Raw genomic sequence first — 25,281 nt, forward strand, 5'->3', positions numbered from 1 at the left:
TTTTTCGCAGCCGTGTGGTATACTAGCTGTCAAATGAATGGGCTTGGAGGACAACATGAGAATTTTAAAGTACGCGATTTTAGGGCTTTTAAGAAAAGGCGAATTGAGCGGATATGATATATCGAGCTATTTTAAAGAAGAGCTCGGCCAGTTCTGGAGCGCAAAGCACAGCCAGATTTATCCGGAATTGAAAAAACTGACGGCTGAGGGGTTTATTACGTTCCGCACTGCGATTCAAGGAACGAAGCTTGAGAAAAAAATGTACACGCTGACCGGCAATGGAGAACGGGAGCTTGCCGCCTGGCTGACGAAAAAAGATCCGATTCCGGAAACGGTGAAGGATGAATTTATGCTGAAGGCTTATTTCATCTCAGCTTTGACCCGGGAGGAAGCGGATGAGCTATTCACCGATCAGCTCGTAAAGCGGAAGGAAAAATTGACCGACTTGGAAAACAGTTATCACGAACTGATGACATCGTCCGAGGATGCGGATTCGTTTTCGTCTCCCGATTTCGGCCATTATCTCGTGCTGACAAAAGCGCTTGAGCGGGAACGCAATTACATTTCCTGGCTTGAAGATATTTTGGCTCTCATCAAAAAAGCATAAACAAAAAAACGGGCGGCTCTGTATCTATAAGCCGCCTGTTTACGTTCTGAGAACCGCCGTGATCAACGAATCAGCCATTAAAATAAGAAAAAGCAGGCTGAAATATACAATCGAATACAAAAACATCCCCTTCGACCATTGCGTGTCATCCGCCGCCTGAAAACCTTTGACGCTCCGGTACAGCCAGACGGCTCCGAGCAGAAGAGCGGACGCGGTATAAAGCGGGCTGACATCTATATAGAAAGGAACGAGCAGCGAAACCGCAGTCAGAACGGCGATGTAACGCAGCATTTTCATTTTTGTGACGCGGTTGCCTTTTACAATCGGCAAAAGCGGAATACCGGCGGCACGATACTCTTCCTTTCGCCTGATCCCGATCGCCCAAAAATGCGGCGGCTGCCACAAAAACATAATCGCATATAACAAAATCGCGGGCATATCAATACACCCGGCCAGCGCGCAATAACCGATTAAGGGCGGAGCGGCTCCCGGAAAGCTGCCGACAAATGTGCTCCAGACGGATTGTCTTTTAAACCAAAGCGTATAAACGACGGCATACAGTAAAAATGCAAGCAGGCCAAGAACGGCAGTCAGTACATTAAGCGCAGCAAGCATGATGAATCCGCATGCGCCGAGACAGATGCCGTACAGGATCATGACCGGCGGCGGTATTTTCCCCGTGACGCTTGCGCGGGTGCGGGTTCGCGCCATCTTTGCATCCATACCGCGGTCAAAGAAGTTATTAAAAACAGTGCTTGATGCCATGACAAGCGCCGTTCCGATCATGGCGATCGTCATAGCCGCAAATATACCGGGCCCTCCGCCCGTCCTTTCTGACTGAAGCCACGCGATCCAAAATCCGCCCAATGCAGCGAGTGAATTCGAGATGATAATCCCGGGTTTGGCAAGGATGATAAAGTCCTTGACCGTCACCCGGTTTCCGTTATGCTTCATCGGCTGTTCCGTCTGTGCTGCATTAGAATTCATCAGTTCAGATTCTCCTTTTTCGGCTTATCATATCAGGAAGAATAAGGAAGTTCAATTCATATCGGTTATTTTTCACAAAATTGTAAATAGCATACGAAAAGCCGTATCTTCTGACAGGATACGGCTTATGGCTCCCTGATCTGCCGAATGTACACAATTTTCAATTCAGCGGAGGCCCTGAGCGCGGGCCGGCGATGGCGGGCTCCAGGCGCCATTTTTGCGCGTCACTGTGATTTTCGCTCTCCTTTCGAGAACACTTCAGAAAAATAAAAAACCTTGCCGGTGAACGGCAAGGTTTGTTTCTTACAGTGTAAATGCGATATCCGCCCCTGACACAGGGTCTTTGACGAATATGCCCGCTTCTTTTTCTTCAATCTCAAAGCCGGCATCGGTCAGCGCTTTTGTCACACGTGAGAGCTCTTTTTGATGCGGGAGCACGATGGTGTAATAATCCAGTCCGCTTGCATTTCCCGGTTTCGGCGGCGCATGTGTTCCGGCCCATATATTCAGGCCGATGTGATGGTGATACCCTCCCGCTGAAACAAACAGGGCGGACATGGCGGCGTAATTGCCGACAATGTCAAAACCGAGGATATCGGTGTAAAAAGCTTTAGCTTCCTGTAAATCCGTCACATGGAGATGGATGTGACCGATTACGGTTCCTTCCGGGAGGCGGCTTTTCCGTTCAGCTCCGGCTTCTTTCAAAAGCCCGTCCACATCGACGGGCGCCGTTTGCATGACGTAATTGCCCTCTGCATCGCGCTGCCACGTGCTGCGGGGGCGATCGGCGTATATTTCAATGCCGTTTCCGTCCGGATCAGACAGGTAAAGAGCTTCACTGACCGCGTGATCCCCCTGACCGAGTGCAATGCCGTTTTCAATCAGCCGGGCCAATGCGATGCCGAGTTCTTTCCGGCCAGGCAGAAGTATTGCGAAATGGTACAGGCCGGTGACAGACCGCTCCGGGAGAATGACGGCGCTTGGATTTTCTTCAAGCATCAGCAGGACGCGTTTTCCGTCTGCTGACAGTTCTGCGGAACGATCGGTTTGCGAGATGACTTGAAAGCCAATCACATTTTGGTAAAAGTCGAGCGACCGTTCCAAATTTTTGATAGTCAATTTGACATAACCGATTGCTGTATCTTGATGAATGCCGGTCATTTGAACGCCTTCTTTCTTATGCTGAAAAAGTTTCTCCCTTTTTTGATTTGAAAAGGAGCTGGTCCAATGAAAGCAGACGGCTTCCTGAAAGCGCTAAGTGAATAGATGCCACCAGTAAGATGAAATCAAATTCCGAGCCGCCCATAAATGGTGAGGAAAGCTTCGCCGTAAAGATGGCGCCGACTAATGTGAGGGCAAACAGAACGCCGATTATGCGCGTCGCCAGACCGAAAAAGATCAGAACCCCGCCGACAAGCTCAATCGTTGCGATGACATAGACCATAAATGCCGGAAGCCCGATGCTTTGGAAAAATTGTGTGGTGCCTTCTAATCCTTGGAACTTGGATAAACCGTGTACAAAAAAGATAATACCTGTTACAACCCTTAAAAGCAGTGTTCCTGTTTCGAATGATTTATTCATAAAATCCTCCTTGAAAATTATTATCACTTACTTTATGTAAGCTAGTATATATACATAACTTATTTACGTCAAGTAATTTCGTTACATTTAACGAAAATAACTGAAAAGTACTATTTATCCTCATAAAAAAAAAGACCTCCGCACTCTGTCGGAGGTCTTTGTCCCTATTTACGATTCCCGGAACTGGCTTTCATATAATTCTTGATAAAAACCATTCTGGCTGAGAAGTTCGGCATGGGTTCCTTTTTCAGCCATTTCACCGTCTTTCAGCACAAGAATCTGGTCGGCTTTTTGAATCGTGTTCAGCCTGTGAGCAATAATGACGCTCGTTCTGCCTGCCATTAAACGGCCGAGCGCTTCTTGTATTTTCACTTCGGTCACTGTATCAATGTTGCTCGTCGCCTCATCCAAAATGAGCAGAACTGGGTCCGCGAGCACAGCTCTCGCGATGGAAATGAGCTGCCTCTGTCCTTGGCTGATGCCCGCGCCGTTTTGGGTAAGAACGGTATCATAGCCTTTCGGGAGCCGTTCGATGAATCCGTGGGCATTGGCGGCTTTTGCGGCTTCCTCCACCTCTTTGTCAGAAGCATCCAGCCGGCCGTAGCGGATATTCTCCCTGATAGTGCCTTGGAAGAGAAATGAATCCTGCAGAACAAACCCCATGTTTTTTCTCAGACTGGATCTTGTCAGTTTTTTGATGTCCGTTCCGTCAATGAGAATTTTTCCTTCATTCGGCTCGTAAAAACGGGCGATCAAGCTCGTAACGGTTGTTTTACCCGCTCCGGTCGGACCGACGAAGGCGATTGACTGTCCTTTCGGAACGCTGAAGGACAGATGTTTTAAGATCAGGCTGTCTTCCTGATAGCCGAAGGAGACATCGCGGAATTCAATGTCACCCGTTTTGATCGGCTGGTGCGCCGCATGCTCTTCATCTTCCCGCTCCTCTTTTTCATCAAGCACGTCAAACACCCGTTCAGCCCCGGCGATTGCCGATAACATCGTATTGAACTGATTGGCTAAATCATTCAAAGGGCGGGTGAACTGCCGCGAGTATTCGGCGAATACGACAATGGAACCGATTGAGATCCACCCTTTCAGCGCAAACAGCCCGCCGACCGCCGCTATAATCGTAAAGCTTAAATTATTTAAAGAGTTCATGACTTTCGGAATGAAACCCGAAATGGTCTGCGCCCAAAACCCCGATGATTTTAACGCCGCGTTTTTTTCTAAAAATTGCTCCATGACTCGGTCTTCTCTTGAGTAGGCTTTAATGACCTTCGCTCCTGATACCGACTCTTCAATAAAACCGTTCAGCTCGCCGAGGTTTTTCTGCTGCTGCTTAAACAAGAGTCCCGTCCGGTTGGTGATCCATTTGATGCTTAAAAACATGATCGGAATGATCAAAAGCGTAATCAATGTTAAAAGCGGGCTCATGTACAGCATCACGGCGATTGTGCCGACGAATGTAATGACGCTCGACAGCACTTGAATGACGGATGTATTTAAAGTGGAGCTGACATTTTCAATATCATTGGTGACCCGGCTCATCAAGTCCCCGAGCCGCTGTTTATCAAAAAACGGGATCGGCAGCTCATGCAGATGGGTAAACAGCTCGCTCCGCATTTTAAACACGGTGCTTTGCGAGATATTGATCATCCAATAGTTTTGAAACCATAAGGACAACGATTGCACGAGGTAAATCCCAAATAGTATGAACAGCACCCCCGCCAATCCGTCCGTCGTCCGTCCGACGATGAAATGATCAATCGCTTTCCCGATGACGAACGGTCCGAGGAGGCCGAATACGGCGCTTATGACTACCATGATGATCACAAGAGTCAATAGCCCTTTTTTCTCTGCTACATACGACCAGATTCTGCGCAGGGTCCCTTTTGCATCTTTTGCTTTCGCACGTTTTCTGCCGCCTTCACTCGATTTGAGCGGTATTTTCGGATAACGGAAAGGTTTACGAATGTCTTTCTCCACTGTCAGCTCCCTCCCTTCCGAATTGGGATTCATAAATCTGCCGGTACAGATGAGACTCTGCCATCAGCTCTTGGTGCGTGCCTTTTGCCAGCAGTTCGCCGTCTTCAAGCAATAAGATGGTGTCAGCCTTCATCGCGGTCGTTATTTTTTGCGTGATAATCAGTGTCGTGCATTCATAGGATCTGATCGCTTTTAAAAGCTTTGCTTCCGTCTGAAGATCCAGCGCGCTCGTACTGTCGTCTAACAGCAGGAGGGACGGCTTTCTGATAAAAGCGCGCGCGATGGAAATGCGCTGCTTCTGCCCGCCTGACAAATTGACGCCCCGCTGTCCCAGCACCGTGTCGTATCCGTTTGACAGCTTCATAATCGTTTCATGGATTTGCGCGTCTTTGGCTGCTTCCATTACTTCATCTAGTGAAGCATCCTCCCGCCCCCAGGCGATATTTTCACGGATTGTGCCCGAAAACAGGAGCACTTCCTGCGGAACATAGCCGATTTCCCTGCGCAGCCCGTGAGCGGAGAATTCACCGATCGGTTTTCCGTCTATGAAAATACTGCCTGAATCAGCCGTGTACAGGCGCGGAATCAGCTGAAAGAGCGTTGATTTTCCTGAGCCTGTCGCGCCCATAATGGCAACCGTTTCTTTCGGGCTGGCAGAAAAGGAAACGTGATGCAGCGCGTCTTTTTCCATGTCCGGATAGCGGAAGGACACTTCACGAAACTCAATCCCGCCGGCAAGCGCTTGTGCCGGGTCATGTCCCGTTCCCTCGCCGCCTTCAGTTTCCAGCACCTCTCCGATTCTTTCGCCGGAAGCCTTCGCCCGGGAAAATACCATAATGAGAAATGGCAGGACGGACAGCGCGCCTGTAATCCGCGTCGCATAGTTAATCACGGAAACGATATCTCCGACCTGCGCCCCGCCCTGATCAATGCTTTTGGCGCCGAACCATAAGATAAACAAAATGCAGCTGTTCATCAGCAGCATTAAGATCGGCATCGCCGCTTCCACGAGACGAAATGCGGATACTGTTTTTTCCATCAGCTTCGTATTCGATTTCAAAAAACGTTTCACTTCGTGGTTTGCACGGAGAAGCGCTTTAATCAGTTTGATCGCCGTCAGGTTTTCCTGCATGATCGTATTGACCTGATCAAGCCGCTTTTGCACAGACCGAAACAGCGCGCCGCCTCTTTTCAGCACCCAGAGCAAAAACAAAAGCAAAATCGGCACCGTGATCAGCAGAAAAAAACCGAGTTTCGCATTGACGGTCAGCGAGAGAATAATGCCGCCCGCGATCATTAACGGCGCCCGAAGCATAAACCGGAGACTCATAAAAAGCATATTTTGGACCTGCGTCACATCGTTTGTCAGCCGGGTGATAAACGATGTGGATGAGAATTGCGCAAACGTCGAATAGGAGAAGGACTGGATTTTTTGAAATAGCCCTTTTCGCGTATCATACGCATAGCTTTGGCTGATGTGGGCGGAGTAGAACGAATTTAAAATGCCCGATGCAAATGAAACAACGGTCAGTCCGATCATCACGCCGCCCCACAGCCAGACCGTTCCGAGCTCCTGCTTTAAAATTCCTTCGTCGATGATTTTCCCGATCAGCAGGGGCTGTATCAGCTCTACCGCAAGCTCGATGAGCATGAAAAACAGAGCGATTCCCGCCAACAGAGAATACGGTTTTACATATGATAAAGCCTTTGACATGTGTAAGCCTCCAAATTCTTTGTTCAGTATGTATGTATATTTATTTTATTTGTTTGTCTTAAATGAATAAAGGATTAACCCTTGAACCCGCACCTTTTATTATGTACTTTGTGAAGAAAAAACGGAAATTATTGAAGATCAAAATTGAAGGAATGAGGGCAGATATATGGAAGCTGTCTTATCTTTTCTTTTTACCAGTTCCTGAACCGGAACCTTGATTTTAAAATGAATTAGCGGAGCCTTTAATAAGGCGTCCGCTATTCAGGATGGTCATTTATGCTTTGTCATTTCATTTAACGAATAAAAACGAGAGCGACCCCGAATCCTTTATCGGCATCAAACTCTTTGATCACTTTCATGACCTGCCAGCGCTGGTTTGGAGCGTCGGATTTCGCTGCAATCCCGTTATGGGCATGAATAAAATCTCCGGCTTTCACAGTCTCATCGCATTTGACATATACCTGACCGATAAGCCCGACAATGTTCCACTCGTCTCGTTCTTGTCTTGAAGTGTAGTCTTCTTCAGGGCGAAAGTCCGGATTTTCTTTTGGCGCCATGACCGTATGGCCGTTCGCATCTTTCTGTTCTTCATAAACATAGCCGCCAAACTCATTCTTTACGTATCGGCCCGACCAGTGAAAACTCGACTCACCGAGAATCACTCCGGCAGTCTCGGAAATAACCCCGAGCATGAGATCACCCTCTTCAGCCGGTCTGATCTTATCACCTTCAAGTGTGACAAGTGTTCCCGTCGGAATTTTCTCCCCGCTCAGGCTCTCAAAATACTCAGCGTAGTCAGAGAATGTCGAGGAACCTGTTACCCCTCCGGAAGCCTTAATTGTTCCTTCTTTTGCGTGAAGCTCAATTTTTCTGTTGGCTGATGACGGAGTGCTGCCGGCACCCCAGCCAAGTGCTACAGAATCTGAATTCGGGTTAATTGTATTGTACGAAGACAGCACTGAAGATTGTGCCGCTCCGGCCGCTCTTCCCCGAACAGAACCAGCCACAAAATTATTGTTCCCTGTAGCATGAGATTCACGGGAGCCAATGACTCCGCTTCCTTTATGTTTGAATAAGAAATAAGGAGTGACTGCTCCTCCAATGTTAAAGTCAGTTTCATAACCTGAAAAATCACAATTGGATACATTAAGGTCTGGATCTGAGGAATAAATTCCAACTGTCCCGCTATTATTTTTTGGAGATCTCTGTCCCCAAACATTGCTAACAACAGACTCGTACATTCCGCTGCCGAATGCAACTCCTTTTTTTCCGGAGTCAATCAATGTGACACCATCCACCATCACTTTCCCTACTGAGTTATCCCCGCCGACAATATATAAGTCGTTGTCTGCAGTTTTAAATCCGCGGATGGTTATATTCTTTAGACTGATTAAGCGTCCTTTATAAAATACGCTGACTACCGAATTCCCCTTATAATCAATTGAACTGTCATCACAAATAGCATGGAAATTCACAACGCTCACACCATCATATCCGGAGATTTGCAACGCGTTTGGACCCGCCCCTTTGTATAGATCATTTGGTTTAGGGTTATATGAGATACAATTCGCAAGCTGCACATCATGTGCTGTCGCTGACTGAGGTTCGCTTGCTGTGTGGTGACCGATATGGCGAATACTATATCCAATGGCATTTTCATATGCGCGACAATTAACAAGCTGTACTCTCTTCGCAGCCGGTGCATAACCGTGTGCTTTAATTTCAAAGCCTCGGACTCCTCCAATTGAGATACAACTATCAATCATGACGTCTTGAGAGCCGTCATCAATTTCAAAACAATTCGTATTAGAAGTTCCGTCATTCAGCCCCATTGGATGGTAAGAGAGGCAATGACTGAAAGTCGTGTGTTTCCCAAAATGACAAGTAAAGTTATCATCGCCGGACCCTGTTGCTTCACAATGAGAAAACGTTACAAAGTTACAGCCGTTGGGCTGATAATAAGTGGGGTCGTCCATTTCTCCATGTCTGTTATAGTTCGGGCTTGTAGAATCAAAGCCGTGCAAGCCGCCGTTCCTCGCAAACACATGCTCGACAAAAGAATAGTCAACATTCGCAAAAAGCAAACAGCTTGAAGTAGGGCCCTTCGGAATCTTCCAGCCGGCAGGACGCGTATCCTTGTTCCAGTCCAGCGTAAGATGGCCGACGTAAATATTTTCATTACCGTTCGTATAATCGCTGTTGGTCAGAACAGAATGGCCGACCGGTGTTTCGTCTAATAATTTAATGACCGTTCTTTTCTTGCCTGCTCCGACAAGCATTGTATTTGACGGAACAAACAATCTGGATGTTCTGAATACACCCGCGGGAACCGTTACGACATAACCTCCGTCGGCCATAGCATCATGAAATGCCTGCGTGTCATCTGTTACTCCGTCACCTTTAGCCCCAAAATCCATTACGTTTCGCTCTGTCACATGTTCAAATCTGTTTTCATACATTTTAAGTCTTTCATTTAAATTTTCATAAGTTGACGTGCCATCGCTAAGGGCAGCACCGATTTTGCTGTCAATCGCTTCAAAGTTTTGAGCAATGCTTTCAACTTCAATCCCCTCCGTTTTATCGGGTTTGTAAAGTCCTAAAAACGTCGTATAGTTTGTCATGATCTTGCCTCCTATTTTTCAATTGCTATTTGAAACATCGCAGAAGTCATTCCGTTTTTGCATCTCCCTCTTTCACTCCTGCATGTACAGGTGGCAAAGGTATGACAAATTCATTCATACATTTTTTCAAAACATAAAAAGAGCGCCGGATTAACAAGCGCTCTTCCCATTCTGCACATAGTCTGCTGCTGCAGTATTTTAACCGTTCAATATTTTCTCGACACGCTCCCGCATTTGCGGAACGCCTAATCCGACAATGACCTGAAGCGCCTTGCCTTTTCTGACGACGCCGTGGGCTCCCAGCTCTCTGAAATCGGCATCACTTTTGACCTTTGATTCATCAGCGACAGTGACACGGAGACGGGTGGCGCAATTGGTGACCTCTGTAATATTGTCCTTTCCGCCCAGCGCTTCAATATACAAAGCGGCTGTATCCCGCTGTGTTTCGTCTGCCGCCGCTGTTTCTTTTGAAGCCTGCTTCCGTTCTCTGTACTCCTTTTTCGAATAAAGCTTTGTTTCCTTTCCTTCCTCTTTCTCTCTGCCCGGGGTGGCGATGTTGAATTTGAGAATGAGGAAGCGGAAGACGAAAAAGTAAATGGCGGTAAAGCACAAGCCGATGATGATCTGGTATACATACGTCAAACCGTGGCTTGGCGCCAGCGGGATCCAGTTCAAGGTCGCCGCTTCAATCAAACCGCCGCCCATATTTCCGACGACGCCGGCCATATACATGACGGTCGCCATGGAAGCGGCAAGCAAAGCATGAACCGCAAATAAAAACGGCGAGATAAAAAGGAATGTAAATTCAATCGGCTCCGTAATACCGGCGACAATGGACGTCAAGGTGACCGGGATCAAAAGGCCGGCGACGATTTTTTTCTTTTCCTTTGAAGCCGTGGCGTAAAAGGCGAGCGCGATTCCCGGAATGCCGAAGATTTTCGAGTTGCCGTGAAGCGCGAAGCCCCCCTGCGGGAACAATTCTTTCAGCGGTTTGACGCTTTGGGAGTATTCTCCGAGATGCTGGGCCCAATAGGTGACGATACCGCCTTCAGCTACAGCCGGCCCGTAAACAAACGGTGAGTAAATAAAATGATGCAGGCCCGTCGGAATTAAAATCCGCTCCAAGAACGTGTAAATCCACACGCCGACCGCCCCGGAAGAAACGAGAAAGCTTTGCAGCGATCCGATTCCGGACTGAACCATCGGCCATACGTAGGCCACCGCAAGTGAAATCGGTATCATAATGAAAAAAGAAATAATGACGATGTACGAAGATCCTTGGAAAATCCCCAGGAAATCCGGCAGTTTTTTATCAAAATAGCGATTGTGCAAGTAAACGACAATAGATGAAATAAAGATGGCGCCGATAATATTCGTATCAAGCGTTTTGATCCCGGCGATCATCGTCAGCCCGCTCGTTCCGCCGGCTTCCTGATTCATATCGACATGAAAAGCCCCGCCCCAAACCGTCAGAATCGCATTGATAAAGTAATTGAATGTAAGATAAACTGTAAGCGCTTCCAAACAAGCCCGCGCCTGCGCTTTTTTTGCTAAAGCGACAGGGATGCCGATCGCAAACAGGAGCGGCATTTGATTAAAGACGGTCCAGCCGCCCTGTTCAATGACATACCAGCATTGATACCAAAGCCCGTCAGGATCAGCCAGCGGCCCCATCAGCGTTTTATTTTTAAAGAGCGTACTCAGACCGACAATAATACCGGAAAATGCAAATAACAAAACAGGCACAAACATCGCGCTGCCAAAGCGCTGGACTTTTTGCATCATTTCACGTGACCTCCCGCTATTTATCAAAATTTTCAAGCTCTTTATAATCAACATATGCACGGAATAACGCTTCGCCCACCAGAAAAAACGGGGCAAATGCGACAATTTCCGTTTTATCGCTTAACGTTACCGGCTTGCTGGTCGCATAAAGATTATACGGCGTCGTCTGCGCCAGTACGTTGTTTTTCAGATTGGTGATTGAAATGAACGGAACTCCCTTTGCGGACAAGGTCCTTGCCTGCGGAATTAATTCGGGTGTTTCCCCGGATAAAGAAATAATGATGAATACGTCATCAACCGTAAAATCATCACACATGATATCAAACTCTGTGATGTCCTGTATTAAAATCAAATACTTCCGCCGGGATACAAACATCCGCTGCAGCTCGCGGGCGCACACCCTTTGAGCCGTGCCCGATCCGTAAACGAAAATCCGTTTTGCTTCATCTATCAGCCGGCAGATCTCCGTCATATCTTTTGACTTTACGTATTTTACGTTGGCTTCAATATCATCCAGCAGCTTTTCAAATGTCATATTCTCGCCTTCTTCAGGCTGATCCTCCCATTTCAGAAAAACCCGGAATTCACTGTAGCCGCTGAAGCCGAGCTTTTGGGCGAGCCGCAGGATCGAAGACCGAGAGACATTGCAGGCTTTCGCCATGTCATTGATACCGAGATGGTAGCACGTATGCTTATTGTTCAATATATATTTTAAAATATAAAAATCGTTGTCATTTAATTTCGCGTAATGCTGATTAACCAGTTCTTCAAGACTCATCCCAAAATCCCCCCGTTTTCTTTCTATTATATAGAATAACAGATGAAGAAAACGGGGAAGATTGTCATCAGGAAATATGAGACGGACTTACATCAAGCTCAGGCCAGTAATCCTTATTAGCCTCCATCAGATCTTCAAGAATCAGTCTTGCCACACGGGCATTCGGCACTGTTTTTGACAGGATCAGCGCCTGCCACAGCTTTTGAAATGACCGCTCTTCCCATGCTTCAGCCGTCAGTTTTTCGACAGATACCTGCTGTTCCATCAGGCCTTTTTGAAATTGCGGAATATTCCCGACGGAGAGCGGTTCCGGTCCGTTTGAACCTACGAGACAAGGAATCTCAACCATGGCTGACGGATCAAAGTTTGCGATCGCGCCGTTATTTTCAACGATTAACAGCATTCTCTCGCCGGTATTGTAAGCGATGGCCCGGGCAAGATCGACGATATAGGAAGCATGGTCGTCAATTGTAATTTCACTGTTTTCCGATGACTGCTCGCGCGTAATCATATCGCATTGGCTGAAAATGAAAGCTTCGCGCCCTTCCATGACTTCGTTGGCTCTCGTATGATTCGGATTTGATTTTTTCACCATATCATCAGGGAATAAGTAATATTGCAGATATGTGTTCGGAAGCGTATCCGGATCGGCCGCCTGAACGTCGCGCGCTTTTTTGAAGGTGTCATTCCAGCTTGCTTCGGTCTGTTCAGCCTCCGTCTTCGGAACGTAGCCGTATTCACGGACATGCTCTTTCAGCTTCGGCATTAAATCATTGCCCTCTCGATCCGTGATGGACGTCCACCAGCCAAAGTGGTTCAAGCCGTAATAACGGACCTTCATTTCTTTTCTTGAGGATAATCCGAGAATGTTCGCCATGCGATCCTCAATTCCGACCGGCATGTCGCAGATGTTCAATATTTTTGAATTCGGTCTGAGGCGCCTTGTCGCTTCGGCCACAATCGCCGCAGGATTGGAGTAATTCAGCATCCATGCGTCAGGCGAGTACGTTTCCATATAATCAAGGATTTCCAGAACGCCGCCGATAGACCGCATGCCGTATGCAATTCCGCCCGGCCCGCATGTTTCCTGCCCGACGACACCGTACTTCAGCGGGATTTGTTCATCCAGCGCGCGCATCGCATATTTCCCGACGCGGATATGCGCCATGACGAAATCAACATCCGTAAAAGCCGTCTCCGGGTCATCAGTCGCCAAAAATTCAATGTCCGGCGCTTTTTCTTTTATGAATACCTCACACGCACCCGCAATCCGCTCCTGCCTTTCTTTATCATTGTCATAAAGTTTCAGCTTTCTGATCGGAAACTCTTCCAGGTGATTCAAAAGCATTAATACAATTCCGGGGGTAAATGTGCTGCCGCCGCCTGCAATAACGATTGAGAATGATTTGTCTGTCATGTGAAGCCCTCCTCTGATAGCGTTTACATTTTATTTATATCATGAGAATGGCTTCTCTGTACCGGGTTTGTGGGAGTTAGATCATTTAATCATTTTTAGTTATTTTTCTCAAAAAGCGGGAAAGTTCTCACAGGAACAAAAAAGGCCTGCTGTGATCAGCAGACCTGTGTCTCAAAAATGCTCTTGTAAATCAGAAAGCTGCACTTCCTGCTCAAATTGAGGATTTCCGATCGGAAAAATCCTGGCCGTTTCCTTGTCCTCGTTGACATGCTGAATATAAATCGGGACGCCTTCATATGTCACATACGCCATGGCAGCGGATTCAGCAATGTCTTTCGCACGCTGTGTGTTCACGTCTCAAACCTCCTTTGGGCCTCACACATAACGTGTCCGGCAGCCAAGAGAAGTATGCTTGTTTCTTACAATTGTCCGGCGGTGAGTTTGAATTTTTTGAGGCGTTTGTAAAACGTGCTCCGCGGAATTCCCGCCATTTTGGCGGCCAGCGTGACATTTCCCTTTGCCGATTCAAGCGCGTTTACGATGATGTTTTTCTGAATGTGCTCCCGGATGGAAACAGGGGGCGCTTCTTCTTGGCTAAAAGACTGAGACTCTTCTGTGAGGCCTGACGCTTCAAGCAGAGATGGGAGAGGGCGCCCTGACAGCCTTCCGTCCGGGAACATGACGGACAGACGTTCAAACACATTAAACAATTCTCTGATATTCCCCGGCCATTTGCGGTTCTTTAAGATGTCTAAAAAATCATCAGGAAGCTCTCCCGGCCAGCCGCGGTTCCGCTGAAATTCAAAGAAGAGGCCGGGAATGTCTTCGGTGCGTTCTCTTAATGGCGGGAGATGGATCGGACAGACGTGAAGCCGGTAAAATAAATCCTCTCTCAGCTTTTTGCTTTCAACAAGCTGTCTCAGATCAGTGTGGGCGGCGGTGATGATTCTGATGTCAACGGGAATTTCTTTCGTCCCGCCGATCGGAGTGACCTTCCGTTCCTGCAGCACGCGCAACAGAGCGACCTGCATGGAGTGTGATATTTCTCCGATTTCATCGAGGAAAAGTGTGCCTTTATCAGCTTTTTGCAATGCGCCGATCTGCCCTTTCCTTTTGGCTCCGGTGAAGGCGCCTTCCGTGTAGCCGAACAGTTCGCTTTCAATCAGCTTCTCGGGGACCGCTCCGCAGTTCACTGCGATAAACGGGCCGTTTTTTCGGGAGCTGTTGTTATGAATCGCCTGGGCGGCAACCTCCTTTCCCGTACCGGTTTCTCCGGTCAGACAGACGGTTGCGTCCGTTCGGGCGACAAGCTCCAGCTGCTGCAGCATATGTCGGGATGACGGGCTTTCTCCTGCGGCGCCATGAAATATAAAAGACGGCTTTTCTTCTCGTTTGGTTACATAGAAGCATGTGAAGCCGTTCTCCTCCCGTTTCGCCTGCTTCATCTGAAAGCCCTGTTCCTCAAGCTCGCGCAGCATATGCCCGGTTAAATGCTGAACGGGGCGGCTTGCCGCGATAATCCGATTGATCTCATTGCAAAGCACGATCGGTTCATGAGACTTGGTGAGTTCCTCAAATTTTCCGATCATATCAAGTTCTGTCATCTTCATCTTTAAGGCCAGCTCCCGTTCCGCCGTATAAGCGATGGAGGAAGCAATTCCGAGCATAAATGGCTGAGCGCGGGCGGCAGGGCAGGAAATATCAATGACACCGGCCAGCCGCCCGTCTTCATAACGGATCGGAGCGGCGGAACAGCTCCACTGATGGGAAGCGAGCGAATAATGTTCAGAGCCGTGTATCATGACCGGCTCATTCGTATAAAGGGCCGTCCCGATCGCATTCGTGCCGACCGCCGTCTCCGTCCAGCAGGCGCCTTTTAAGAAATTGATGCGGTTCGCTTCATGAATGGTGCGCGGGTGACCGTTAACTGAATGGACAACGCCGTCGGCATCAATCAGGAGAACCATCATTTCCATTTCCCGCATCGCCGTCTTCATTTTTTCTGCGTGCGGCGACGAGGCCGCCAAAAATAACGCATGCTTTTCGGCCTGCCTTTCTATATGATCTGCCGGCATTACCTTCGGCCCCTTTTCCAGATAAGGGTTGACGTCGGCTTTTTTGCAGCGGTGCCATGAGGCTGCGATCCGCTTCTGAATACGGGATTCATCGAGCACGCCTTCTTTCACAAAACGCTTCCAGGTTTTAAAATCATTCCGAATGACATTCATCGTATCCGCTCCCCCCTGTTCAGACCATCTTTTCATATATTGTAGGGGAAAAGTAAAGCGCTTTCAATAAAAAATACCCCTTCTCAGTCTGAGAAAGGGTATCCCGGCTACACGGAATGCACCGCAAGTCCGGTGACATTCAGCAGAGCTTCCTGAAGTGTTTCCGAAAGAGTCGGATGCGCGGCGATCAATTGCTCTGACATATCCGCTGTCATTTCACCGTTCATCAGCATGACCGCCTGGCCGATCAATTCCGTTACGTCCGGCCCGATCATTGACACGCCGACGATTTCTCCGAATTCCGGTTCGGCAATGATTTTCATTTTGCCGCCGTGCTGATGTTTAATTAACGCTTTTCCGTTAGCGGAAAATGAGCATTCTCCGATTTTCACATCTCCGTATTTCTCTCTCGCCTGCGTTTCCGTCAGTCCGACAGCTGCCATTTCCGGCGATGTATAAATACAGCGGGGCACCGCCCGCATATCGACTTTGCTGTCCTTTCCCGTGGCATGCGAAGCGGCGGTGATGCCTTCATGAATAGCGGCATGCGCCAGCTGCATTCCTCCGGCCGCGTCGCCGCATGCATATATATGCGGCACATTTGTCTGCATATGGTCATTGACTTCAATGCCGCGCGGAGAATACCGGATGCCTGCCTGCTCCATGTTCAGCTTTTGCAAACGCGGTTTTCTGCCGATTGCAACCAGAATGTGATCAGCCCGGGCCTCAATTTCTTTGCCGTCTTGTGTCCACACAGCAGTTTTCCTTTCTCTGTCAATCCGCTGTAGGGCGGCTTTCGTCTGAATATCAACCCCGCTCTCTCTTAAAGAGTCTTCAAAAGCGGCCGCGATTTCTCCGTCTTCTGCCGGGAGCAGCCTGTCAGCCGATTCAATCACCGTTACTTTCGTTTTAAACCGGCTGAATAAAGATGCAAACTCGCAGCCGATTACACCTCCTCCGACAATGAGAAGAGAGGAAGGAATGTGCTGCAAAGAAAGCGCATCTTTGCTGTCGATCACCCAATTGCCGTCAAAAGGGGCAAACGGCAGCTCCGCCGGTTCAGATCCGGATGCAATCAATATCCGGTCCGCTTCCAGAATGTCTTTTGCGCCTTCTTCTTCTTCAATCAGCAGCGTCTGATCTGTGAGAAATGAAGCAGTCCCGCGGATGACTTTAATCTGATTTGCTTTCATTAAGTATTGAATTCCCTGCACGAGCTGGCTGACAATTTGCCGTTTGCGCCCCTGCATGCGGGCCCAATTGAGTGTAATGTTTTGCGGGAGTTCGATGCCGAATGTATCTGCGTGCCTGATTTTATCAAGCACATTTGCGCTTTCCAAAAGCGACTTTGTCGGGATGCACCCTTCATTGAGACACGTACCCCCGAGCGGTCCTTTGTCTATCAGGACGACTTCTGCTCCCCTCCGCGCGGCAGTCACGGCTGCTGCATATCCGGCCGGCCCGCCGCCGATAATGGCTAGTTTCATTTCTTCACCTCTCTCTATAAAATCAATCCGGCAGGCTCTTCAAGCAATGTTTTGACCGTTTTCAGGAAGTCCGCAGCCGGGGCGCCGTCACATACTCTGTGATCAAAAGTAAGGCTCAGCGGCAGGATGGTGCTTTTGACAAGCTCATCTCCTTTGAACACCGGCGTTTCATAGCTTGCGCCCACCCCAAGAATACCGGCTTCAGGCGGGTTTAGGATCGGGGTGAAATGCTCCACTCCGTACCCCCCGAGATTCGTAATAGAAAATGTCGATCCGCAAAGGTCATCGCCGGAAGCATTGCCTTCCCGCGCCCGCCGTGCAGATGTGCTGATGTGATCCGCAAGCTCAAGGAATGAGAGCTTTTCCGCATCCCGGATCACCGGCACGACAAGGCCGTTTTCAAGCGAAACCGCCATCCCGAGGTGGACATATGGATAGGTGATGATCCGCTCCTCTTGATAAGAGCTGTTCAGTTCAGGATGCTGTTTCAGCGCAAGCACCGCCGCCCGGGATACGAAGTGCGTGACCGTCAGCTTAACTCCGCTCCGCTTTTTCGCACTGTCAGCGAGCTGCCGCTGCCATTTCAACAGCTCTGTAATGTCGGCTTTCATGGTCAGCGTCAGCTGGGCGCTGTTTTGCAGGCTTTTGTGCATTCGGTCTGCAATCACTTTTCTCATCGCTGAAGCCGGTTTTCCCTCCGGCTGTGCCATCTGAACCGAAGACTGCGGTTCAGCTTCCGTCTTCATGGCTTTGATGACGTCAGCTTTTACAATTCGGCCTCCGGGACCCGTCCCGTTCAGCGTATCAACTTTCACTCCGGCTTTCTCGGCCATTTTTCGGGCAACGGGAGATATTTTCACGCGGTGTTTACGCTTTTGCCCGGCTTTGGGAGCGGGAATATGTTCAGGTTCAGCTTGCGGTTTCCCTTCATTTTCAGGCGCCGGTGTCTCTTTTTCCCGCACTTCTTCGCCGTTTTCCCCGATATAACAGATGGCCGTTCCCGGCGGGACCCCCTCTCCCTCTTTGACTTTAATATGAAGAAGCGTGCCGCTTTCAGGCGCTTCAATGTCCATTTCTATTTTTTCAGAGTTGATGCTGGCGATGCTTTCTCCCTTTTCAACCGGGTCGCCGACTTTTTTATTCCAGACGGATACTTCACCTTTCTTCATCGCCATTCCAAGCTTCGGCATCACTACTTTTACAGCCATTCTTTATCCCTCCTTTAATACGCCAAAGGTTCTCCTAAAAGCTCAAGCGTCTCATTTACGATACGGGCCGGCGCCGGAAGATAAATATCTTCTAAGACCGGTGAAAACGGAACAGGCGTATGCGGAGCCGTGATTCGTTTTATCGGTGCGTCCAGCAGGTCAAAGCCTTTATCCGCAGCAAGCGCCGCGATGTCTGTCGCAATGCTGCAGCGCGGATTGGCTTCATCAATAATGATCAGCCTGTTTGTCTTTTCAAGTGACGCAAGGATAGCCTCTTCATCAAGCGGTGACAGACTGCGGGGGTCAAGCACCTCTGCTTCGATCCCTTTTTTCGACAGCTCTTCCGCGGCTTCCAGCGCCGTATTCACCTGCTTGCCGACTGCAAAAAGTGTCACATCGCCGCCTTGGCGTTTAATATCGGCTTTGCCAAGCGGAATCGTATAATATCCTTCAGGCACCTCGCCTGTCATGCTGTAGGACGTTTTGTCTTCAAAAAAGAACACCGGATCATTGTCCTCAATCGCAGCCAGAAGAAGTCCTTTTGCATCATACGGATTTGAAGGGACGACGGTTTTCAGGCCGGGAATGCTTGTAAACAGAGCATACATGGCTTGAGAATGCTGGGCGGCCGCTCTGAAACCCGCTCCGTAAGTCGTACGCACTGTAATCGGCACTTGGGCTTTCCCGCCGAACATATAGCGAAATTTTGCCCCCTGATTAAGCACCTGATCAAAGCAGGTTCCGATAAAGTCATTGAACATCAGCTCGGCAATCGGTCTGAGTCCGGTAGAGGCCGCAGCCATGGCCGCTCCCATGTAGCCCGCTTCAGAAATCGGCGTATCAAGCACCCTGCTTCTCCCGAATTCCTGAACAAGCCCCTTCGTCACACCAAGCACGCCGCCCCATGCTTCATCATTCTGCAAATGGTCGACATCCGCGCCTCCGGCCACATCTTCACCGATTAACAGCACATTTTCATCTCTTTGCATCGCAAGTCTCATCGCTTCATTGATTGCATCGGACATGCTCACGATTCTTGCCATTTCAACATTCCCCCTTTTTTAATAGCTCACATACACATCAGTCAGAAGCTCAGATTCGCTCGGATACGGGCTTTTCTCACTGAAAGAAACCGCTTTTTCAACCGCTTGTTTCACATTGTTTTCAATATCGGCAAGCTTTTGTTCCGCTGTCTTTTCCTGAAGCAGATATGCTTTAAAAGCGCTGATTGCATCACGGTCTAAGTGATCCGTCTTTTCCTCTTTCGGCTTATACGTCTGGGCGTCTCCTTCGAAGTGGCCGTAATTTCTGTAAGTCATGCATTCAATTAATGACGGCCCTCCGCCGTTTCTCGCCCGCGTGACCGCTTCTTCTGCGGCTTCATAAACGGCCAGCACGTCTTTTCCGTCCACAGTTACGCCGGGCATCCGGTAAGCCGCCGCTCTGTCGGCAATAGAATCACAGGCCGACGCGTACGAAAACGGCGTCGCTTCTCCGTAGCCATTGTTTTCTGCGATAAACACGACAGGAAGATTCCATACAGCCGCCAGATTGAGCCCCTCATGAAACGTACCTTGGTTGTTTGCGCCGTCTCCAAAGAAGCAAACGCTTACATTATTAGTCCCTTTATATTTAGCTGTCAGCGCTGATCCGCAGGCAAGCGTAAATCCTCCGCCTACAATTCCGTTTGCGCCGAGCATGCCTTTATCCAGATCCGCAATGTGCATAGAACCGCCCTTGCCTTTACACAGTCCGGTCGCTTTCCCGAATATTTCCGCCATCATACCATCCAGATCACAGCCTTTGGCGATACAATGGCCATGTCCCCTGTGTGTGCTCGTAATGCTGTCTCCGTCATTCAAATGAGCGCACACCCCTGCAGCTACCGCTTCCTCACCGGCATACAAATGGACGAATCCTGGAAGCACTCCCTGCGCGAACAGTTCATGGACTTTGTCTTCAAAGCCCCTGATTTCCAGCATCTTTTGGTACATCCACAGCGCTTTCTCCTCAGTTAATGACAAGCCTTCTCGTTTTAACAATTCCATTTTTTGTGCGCCTCCTTCTATTTAGGGTTCATATTTATAAATGCAAGAAGTGTGCCAGCTTTTAAAGCCCGTAAAATCAATGTTTTTATTTTATACTGTGAGACAGTTTGGTACAGGTGTCTCATTTTGTCTCGATCTATATCCATTTGTCTCGTTTTCAGGCATACAAAAAAGACCGGACATCACCCGGTCTTTGACAATGATCGACGTATTTATTTCCTCGGAAATCTTTTAACAGCTTCATACTTCTGCACTGCTTGTCTGAATGGCTGTTACAGTTCATGCTTTTCTTCTAGAGCCTTATTCAGCGCTTGAAGCATGTAGCCAATGCCTTTGTACGATGACAGTGGCCAGCTGACATGCTGATGCTCTCCGATGACGGCGTTTAGGACGCTTCGGTATTTTTTCCCGCCAAGCATGACAATTTCAACGGTGTCAGAAAAGCCTTTTTCACAAAATTGGCGCTGCAGCTCCTCCGCTACCATGATCTCCGGATGACCGGTTCCAAAAGTGGCATCGTAATTTCCGGGAACCATATCATCCGGACGAAGGAATCCGTGTTTTGCCGACAAAATCACCCACTCATCGAAAAAAGCTTTCGCGTATCGCTCGCATGCCTGATGAAACGGACTGAGATAGGCGTCCTCCGCCTTTACCGGCCCTGTATCCGGATTGACGTCCCAGATTTTTTTCTTGCCGCAGGGGATAATGCACAGTCGTTTCATTTTTCTCTCCCCCTTTATGCAGTTTCTCATATCAATGTACCATTATCTGCTGATTTACGCATGATAAAACGTCAGGGGAACGGGACATAGATCTGCTTTCTGTAATCAGGGTGCAGGCGGTGGAAAGGCTGCACACAAAAAGACCCGGAATTCATAATCCGGGCCAGATGAGGAATTGTTTATGTCACTCTTGCTCCATCCCATCAAGATACTTTCTCTCAAAGTTATCGAGCAATGCACGCACTTCATCTGTTGACTTTGTATTCATGCATTGATTTCTTAATTCACTTGCTCCCCGGAATCCGCGGAGATAAATCTTGAAAAAGCGAGGGAGCGGTTTGTATGCTCTAGCTTCTTCTTTTGAATATTCATCATGAAGATTCAGATGCAGTCTCAAAAGATCAAGCAATTCCTTACTGCTATGCTCTTTCGGCTCCTTTTCAAAGGCGAACGGATTTGTAAAAATGCCTCGTCCAATCATAATCCCGTCAACACCGTATTGTTCGGCAAGCTTTAACCCCGTTTCCCGGTCAGGAATATCCCCGTTGATCGTCAAAAGGGTATCTGGCGCTATCTCGTCACGAAGTTTCTTGATTTCCGGGATGAGCTCCCAATGCGCATCTACTTTGCTCATTTCCGCTCTGGTACGCAGATGAATGGAAAGGTTAGCAATATCCTGTTTCAATACGTGTGTCAGCCAGCCGCGCCATTCGTCTACATCCGTGTAGCCAAGTCTGGTCTTCACACTTACCGGCAGTCCTCCCGCTTTTGCTGCCTGTATTAATTCGGCTGCAACTTCAGGACGGCAGATCAGGCCGCTTCCCTTTCCGTTCCCCGCCACATTAGGCACAGGACAGCCCATATTGATATCCAGCCCTTTAAACCCTAATTCCGCCATCCCAATACTCATTTGGCGAAAGTTTTCAGGCTTATCTCCCCATATGTGGGCTACCATCGGCTGTTCATCCTCTGTGAAAGTCAAACGGCCGCGCACACTATCCTTCCCATCCGGGTGACAATAGCTTTCTGAGTTTGTAAACTCTGTGAAAAACACATCCGGCCTGCCAGCTTCACTCACAACATGGCGAAAAACGACATCCGTCACATCTTCCATTGGCGCCAGTACAAAAAATGGCCGCGGCAATTCACGCCAGAAATTATCTATCATAACAAATTCATATCCTTTCATTAGGGAATACGGCTGCATCATTTATTAAAAAACTGACCATGCTTTCCTTTTACACTTATAGCACGTGAAAGCATTTCTTATCAAACGATAGTAAATTTTGAACATTTCACTTTTTACACGTGAAAAAGTGAAAAAGCAAACTGAAGCAGAACACATTAATTGAGTTAACGTAATAGACTATTGCTATAGTCATCCCCATATCGTTCATTTCTGATCAACTCAGTCAACTCCTTAACCTTTAATAGGTTCTAAGAGAAAAAGTGTGATGATTAACTGCACCTTATTTATATTGTGGTTTATTAATATTAGCGCTGACCTTCATCTTTCTTAGCGGCCTTACTTATGAACTTTTTGGATAAAAAGAATTCCAGCCTAAATAGAATATCATATGAGTTCTCCCTATTACCAATGCAAAATAATTGGCCATATGTCAATATCTTTATAACGTTTTAGTTTTAAAGTTATTACTTATAAACAAAATATCTGCAAAAAAAATAATTACATTTATAAGGCGTCGCCAGAAATCACCCATATATGTTTGGATAAGGTTTCGATTTGGTAATCCTGATCCAAAACCAATAAAATAGACTGCTGACTAAGTTCCGCAGTCTACTTTTCGAATATCCTTTTTTATACCTGTGATGATTTGTATAACAGTGTAAACCCCCAAGAAAACAGTGACAATATTAAACCATGGATTATCATAGAATGAAAGATAGTTTTGAAAGAAATCCAGTTCAACTATATTTGCTGGGAATCCATTCATTTCTCTATACTTAGGACCCCATCCCGTTAATTCTACAAAGTTAAAATAAAGCTGTGAAACTAAAAATGCCAAAACCGTGAGAAACCAACTTCTTTTATATAACGGTCGTTTTTTGTTTACTTTATCCATTTAACCAGTTTCCTTTTCTGCATTTTTTTACTAAGTGTGCATCTAAAATCATTATATTATGAAGCAGCAGATGTGCCAACTTCTTTTCTCACTACCTTCATAAGTCTGTATGTGAACTGTTTTAATTCCAACCTTCAATGATTATCATCGAACGATAAGTGTTAGAGTTTTAACTGTTTATAACCATTCTTTTTTAGTCTTTTTTAAGAAACGATCAATTTTTATTATTGGCTGCCGATATAACGGATTTGAGAACTGGATAGAGTTATGCCGGCACTTTCGGAGTAGTAAAATCTCTTCCCTCTTACTATGTACTTTTCCTGCCGAACCCTATTCCCATGCTTTTCTGCTCGATATTAGCTGTTTTCATTCGCTTATCTCACGTTTTTTCAACTCTTTTCGTCAGTTAAAATAATAATCCGCACATGAAAAAGATCCGGAAATCAGCAATGTTCATTCTGCCGAAATCCAGATCTGATGAGAAATTGTTTAATTTTAGTGAGACGATTTCAACACAAGCTTCGCTACTGCTTCCACATGAGCCGTCTGCGGAAACATATCCACAGGCTGAATATATTCGACGCGATAGTCTTTCGAGAGCGCCTGCAAGTCTTTGGCCAGTGTGGAAGGATTGCAGGATACGTAGACGAAGCGTTTCGGTTTTACTTTTTTGATGGTGTCTAAAAATGTTCTGTCACAGCCGGTTCTCGGCGGGTCGACGATGACCACGTCAGGACGGAAACCTTCTTTCGTCCATTTCGGGAGCCAGTGTTCGGCTGTTCCTGTGACATATGCCGCGTTTTTGATGCCGTGTTTTTTAGCGTTCTTCTTCGCATCATCAATTGATTCTTTAATGACGTCCATGCCGCGGATCTCTTTTGCACCGCTTGAGACCCACATGCCGATCGTACCGACGCCGCAATACGCGTCAACGACTTTCTCTGTTCCGGTCAGCTGCGCCGCTTTTTTCACTTCGTCATACAGCTTGACCGTCTGCTCAGGGTTAAGCTGAAAGAAGGCACGGGCGCTCAGTTCAAATGACACGTCGCCAAGCACTTCTTGAATGGCATGGCTTCCGGCCAGCGCTTTTGTTTTGTCACCGAAAATGACGGATGTGCGCGCGCCGTTTATGTTTTGAATAATCGATTTCACTTCCGGCAGACGATTTTGAATGGCTTTGACGATTTCGTCTTTATTCGGCAGTGTCTCCTTCGCAGTGACAAGCACGACCTGCACTTCGCCTGTTTCAAAACCGACTCTCGTCACGATCGTGCGGACATCGCCTTTTTTGGTCCGTTCGTTATAAACAGATACGTTGTGTTTTTCCAAAATGCGGCGGACGATACCCGTTGTTTTGTTTGTCGCCGGATGCTGGACAATGCATTCTTTGATCGGAACAATTTTATGGGAGTCAAGTCCGTATAAGCCGGCAATGATGCTGCCGCTTTGCGAGCGTCCGACTTGGAACTGGCTTTTGTTCCGGTAATTCCACGGGTTGTCCATTCCGATCGTTTCTTTAATGTTCATTTCTTCGGCATTGAATCTCGTATGACGTTCCAAAGACTGAATGACGATATCGCGTTTTTCGCGAAGCTGCTGGGTGTAAGCCAGATGCTGAAGCTGACAGCCGCCGCACTGGTCATAGACCGGACATGGCGGTGTGACGCGGTGTTCAGACGGCTTGCGGATTTTTTTGACGCGTGCTTCTGAAAATTTCGGCTGCACATTTGTCGCTTCGGCAACGACTTCTTCGCCGGGCAGAGCGCCGGGAACGAAGACAACCTTTTTCTTAAAATAACCGACGCCCTCTCCATTAATGCCGAGACGTTTAATGGTCAGCGGAAATGTCTGTCCGATTTTCAATTCGGCAGGCGCCTTTTTTTGATGTTGATTCACGTTTTTTTCTCTCCGTTTCTATATAAAGCCTTCCTCATGGGAAAACGGCTGATTTGAAATACCGCATCTTTTCAGTATAACATGCAGCCGGCGGTTCCTTCATGTTTTTCATTGGAAGTTTCCAAAAA

19 protein-coding genes and 1 pseudogene are annotated in these 25,281 nt (G+C 47.7%); 1 reads left to right on the forward strand and 19 read right to left on the reverse strand.

Annotated features, from left to right (window positions below):
• Positions 1–55: 55 nt before the first annotated feature.
• Positions 56–607: a PadR family transcriptional regulator gene (locus ICW23_RS17520; protein ID WP_064778752.1), complete on the forward strand. Its 552-nt coding sequence runs from the start codon at positions 56–58 to the stop codon at positions 605–607.
• Between the two features lie 39 nt (positions 608–646).
• Here ICW23_RS17520 and cyoE read toward each other — a convergent pair whose 3' ends face one another.
• From cyoE to rlmD, 19 genes and pseudogenes are all read right to left on the reverse strand, one after another.
• Positions 647–1,594 (reverse strand): heme o synthase, encoded by a 948-nt coding sequence (gene cyoE / locus ICW23_RS17525; protein ID WP_188154866.1) that lies wholly within the window; start codon positions 1,592–1,594, stop codon positions 647–649.
• Between the two features lie 303 nt (positions 1,595–1,897).
• Positions 1,898–2,755, reverse strand: coding sequence for a catechol 2,3-dioxygenase (gene catE, locus ICW23_RS17530; RefSeq protein ID WP_064778754.1), 858 nt, complete (start codon positions 2,753–2,755; stop codon positions 1,898–1,900).
• Positions 2,756–2,771: 16 nt separating this feature from the next.
• Entirely contained in the window at positions 2,772–3,176 is a 405-nt protein-coding gene (gene catD, locus ICW23_RS17535) for a DoxX family oxidoreductase CatD (RefSeq protein WP_014304646.1), read from the reverse strand.
• A gap of 168 nt (positions 3,177–3,344) precedes the next feature.
• Positions 3,345–5,162: an ABC transporter ATP-binding protein gene (locus tag ICW23_RS17540; protein WP_016936738.1), complete on the reverse strand. Its 1,818-nt coding sequence runs from the start codon at positions 5,160–5,162 to the stop codon at positions 3,345–3,347.
• Positions 5,143–6,876, reverse strand: coding sequence for an ABC transporter ATP-binding protein (locus ICW23_RS17545; RefSeq protein WP_016936739.1), 1,734 nt, complete (start codon positions 6,874–6,876; stop codon positions 5,143–5,145). Before ICW23_RS17545 ends, ICW23_RS17540 begins: the two co-directional genes overlap by 20 nt.
• A 293-nt stretch (positions 6,877–7,169) precedes the next feature.
• Positions 7,170–9,497, reverse strand: a complete 2,328-nt coding sequence (locus ICW23_RS17550; protein WP_188154867.1) for a peptidase G2 autoproteolytic cleavage domain-containing protein — start codon at positions 9,495–9,497, stop codon at positions 7,170–7,172.
• A gap of 198 nt (positions 9,498–9,695) precedes the next feature.
• The gene (locus ICW23_RS17555) at positions 9,696–11,282 is read right to left on the reverse strand and encodes an alpha-glucoside-specific PTS transporter subunit IIBC (RefSeq protein ID WP_029575234.1); all 1,587 of its coding nucleotides are present in this window, start codon (positions 11,280–11,282) and stop codon (positions 9,696–9,698) included.
• 16 nt (positions 11,283–11,298) lie between these two features.
• Complete coding sequence (locus tag ICW23_RS17560) at positions 11,299–12,060, reverse strand: MurR/RpiR family transcriptional regulator (RefSeq protein WP_188154868.1); 762 nt, start codon at positions 12,058–12,060, stop codon at positions 11,299–11,301.
• Positions 12,061–12,127: 67 nt separating this feature from the next.
• Positions 12,128–13,477 (reverse strand): maltose-6'-phosphate glucosidase, encoded by a 1,350-nt coding sequence (gene glvA, locus ICW23_RS17565; RefSeq protein ID WP_060963313.1) that lies wholly within the window; start codon positions 13,475–13,477, stop codon positions 12,128–12,130.
• Between the two features lie 171 nt (positions 13,478–13,648).
• Positions 13,649–13,831, reverse strand: a complete 183-nt coding sequence (locus tag ICW23_RS17570) for a small acid-soluble spore protein H (RefSeq protein WP_016936743.1) — start codon at positions 13,829–13,831, stop codon at positions 13,649–13,651.
• A 65-nt stretch (positions 13,832–13,896) separates the two neighbouring features.
• Positions 13,897–15,705: a sigma-54-dependent Fis family transcriptional regulator gene (locus ICW23_RS17575; RefSeq protein WP_188154869.1), complete on the reverse strand. Its 1,809-nt coding sequence runs from the start codon at positions 15,703–15,705 to the stop codon at positions 13,897–13,899.
• 107 nt (positions 15,706–15,812) lie between these two features.
• Positions 15,813–17,192, reverse strand: coding sequence for a dihydrolipoyl dehydrogenase (gene lpdA / locus ICW23_RS17580; RefSeq protein ID WP_188154870.1), 1,380 nt, complete (start codon positions 17,190–17,192; stop codon positions 15,813–15,815).
• 14 nt (positions 17,193–17,206) lie between these two features.
• Positions 17,207–18,400 carry a dihydrolipoamide acetyltransferase family protein gene (locus tag ICW23_RS17585; protein WP_188154871.1) on the reverse strand — a complete coding sequence of 398 codons (1,194 nt, stop codon included), beginning with the start codon at positions 18,398–18,400 and terminating at the stop codon, positions 17,207–17,209.
• Positions 18,401–18,414: 14 nt separating this feature from the next.
• Positions 18,415–19,443: an alpha-ketoacid dehydrogenase subunit beta gene (locus tag ICW23_RS17590; protein ID WP_016936747.1), complete on the reverse strand. Its 1,029-nt coding sequence runs from the start codon at positions 19,441–19,443 to the stop codon at positions 18,415–18,417.
• Positions 19,428–20,448, reverse strand: a pseudogene (locus ICW23_RS17595) (thiamine pyrophosphate-dependent dehydrogenase E1 component subunit alpha). Before ICW23_RS17595 ends, ICW23_RS17590 begins: the two are co-directional and overlap by 16 nt.
• 272 nt (positions 20,449–20,720) lie before the next feature.
• Entirely contained in the window at positions 20,721–21,173 is a 453-nt protein-coding gene (locus ICW23_RS17600) for a DUF6884 domain-containing protein (protein ID WP_188154872.1), read from the reverse strand.
• Positions 21,174–21,357: 184 nt separating this feature from the next.
• Entirely contained in the window at positions 21,358–22,341 is a 984-nt protein-coding gene (locus ICW23_RS17605) for a tRNA dihydrouridine synthase (protein ID WP_188154873.1), read from the reverse strand.
• A 616-nt stretch (positions 22,342–22,957) separates the two neighbouring features.
• A complete protein-coding gene (locus ICW23_RS17610) occupies positions 22,958–23,257 on the reverse strand; it encodes a YfzA family protein (RefSeq protein WP_188154874.1) in 300 nt (99 codons plus the stop codon).
• A gap of 495 nt (positions 23,258–23,752) precedes the next feature.
• Positions 23,753–25,153: a 23S rRNA (uracil(1939)-C(5))-methyltransferase RlmD gene (rlmD, locus tag ICW23_RS17615; RefSeq protein ID WP_060963320.1), complete on the reverse strand. Its 1,401-nt coding sequence runs from the start codon at positions 25,151–25,153 to the stop codon at positions 23,753–23,755.
• Between the last annotated feature and the right edge of the window lie 128 nt (positions 25,154–25,281).

This window comes from Bacillus sp. 1021, assembly GCF_014534735.1.
In the GTDB taxonomy this organism is placed as follows: Bacteria; Bacillota; Bacilli; order Bacillales; family Bacillaceae; genus Bacillus; species Bacillus siamensis.

Bases quoted from the DNA above. Each gene is read 5' to 3' on its own strand.
- ICW23_RS17520 (WP_064778752.1), top strand. From the start codon at position 56: ATGAGAATTTTAAAGTACGCGATTTTAGGGCTTTTAAGAAAAGGCGAA.
- cyoE (WP_188154866.1), bottom strand. From the start codon at position 1,594: ATGAATTCTAATGCAGCACAGACGGAACAGCCGATGAAGCATAACGGA.
- catE (WP_064778754.1), bottom strand. From the start codon at position 2,755: ATGACCGGCATTCATCAAGATACAGCAATCGGTTATGTCAAATTGACT.
- catD (WP_014304646.1), bottom strand. From the start codon at position 3,176: ATGAATAAATCATTCGAAACAGGAACACTGCTTTTAAGGGTTGTAACA.
- ICW23_RS17545 (WP_016936739.1), bottom strand. From the start codon at position 6,876: ATGTCAAAGGCTTTATCATATGTAAAACCGTATTCTCTGTTGGCGGGA.
- ICW23_RS17550 (WP_188154867.1), bottom strand. From the start codon at position 9,497: ATGACAAACTATACGACGTTTTTAGGACTTTACAAACCCGATAAAACG.
- ICW23_RS17555 (WP_029575234.1), bottom strand. From the start codon at position 11,282: ATGATGCAAAAAGTCCAGCGCTTTGGCAGCGCGATGTTTGTGCCTGTT.
- ICW23_RS17560 (WP_188154868.1), bottom strand. From the start codon at position 12,060: ATGAGTCTTGAAGAACTGGTTAATCAGCATTACGCGAAATTAAATGAC.
- glvA (WP_060963313.1), bottom strand. From the start codon at position 13,477: ATGACAGACAAATCATTCTCAATCGTTATTGCAGGCGGCGGCAGCACA.
- ICW23_RS17575 (WP_188154869.1), bottom strand. From the start codon at position 15,705: ATGAATGTCATTCGGAATGATTTTAAAACCTGGAAGCGTTTTGTGAAA.
- lpdA (WP_188154870.1), bottom strand. From the start codon at position 17,192: ATGAAACTAGCCATTATCGGCGGCGGGCCGGCCGGATATGCAGCAGCC.
- ICW23_RS17585 (WP_188154871.1), bottom strand. From the start codon at position 18,400: ATGGCTGTAAAAGTAGTGATGCCGAAGCTTGGAATGGCGATGAAGAAA.
- ICW23_RS17590 (WP_016936747.1), bottom strand. From the start codon at position 19,443: ATGGCAAGAATCGTGAGCATGTCCGATGCAATCAATGAAGCGATGAGA.
- ICW23_RS17600 (WP_188154872.1), bottom strand. From the start codon at position 21,173: ATGAAACGACTGTGCATTATCCCCTGCGGCAAGAAAAAAATCTGGGAC.
- ICW23_RS17605 (WP_188154873.1), bottom strand. From the start codon at position 22,341: ATGATAGATAATTTCTGGCGTGAATTGCCGCGGCCATTTTTTGTACTG.
- ICW23_RS17610 (WP_188154874.1), bottom strand. From the start codon at position 23,257: ATGGATAAAGTAAACAAAAAACGACCGTTATATAAAAGAAGTTGGTTT.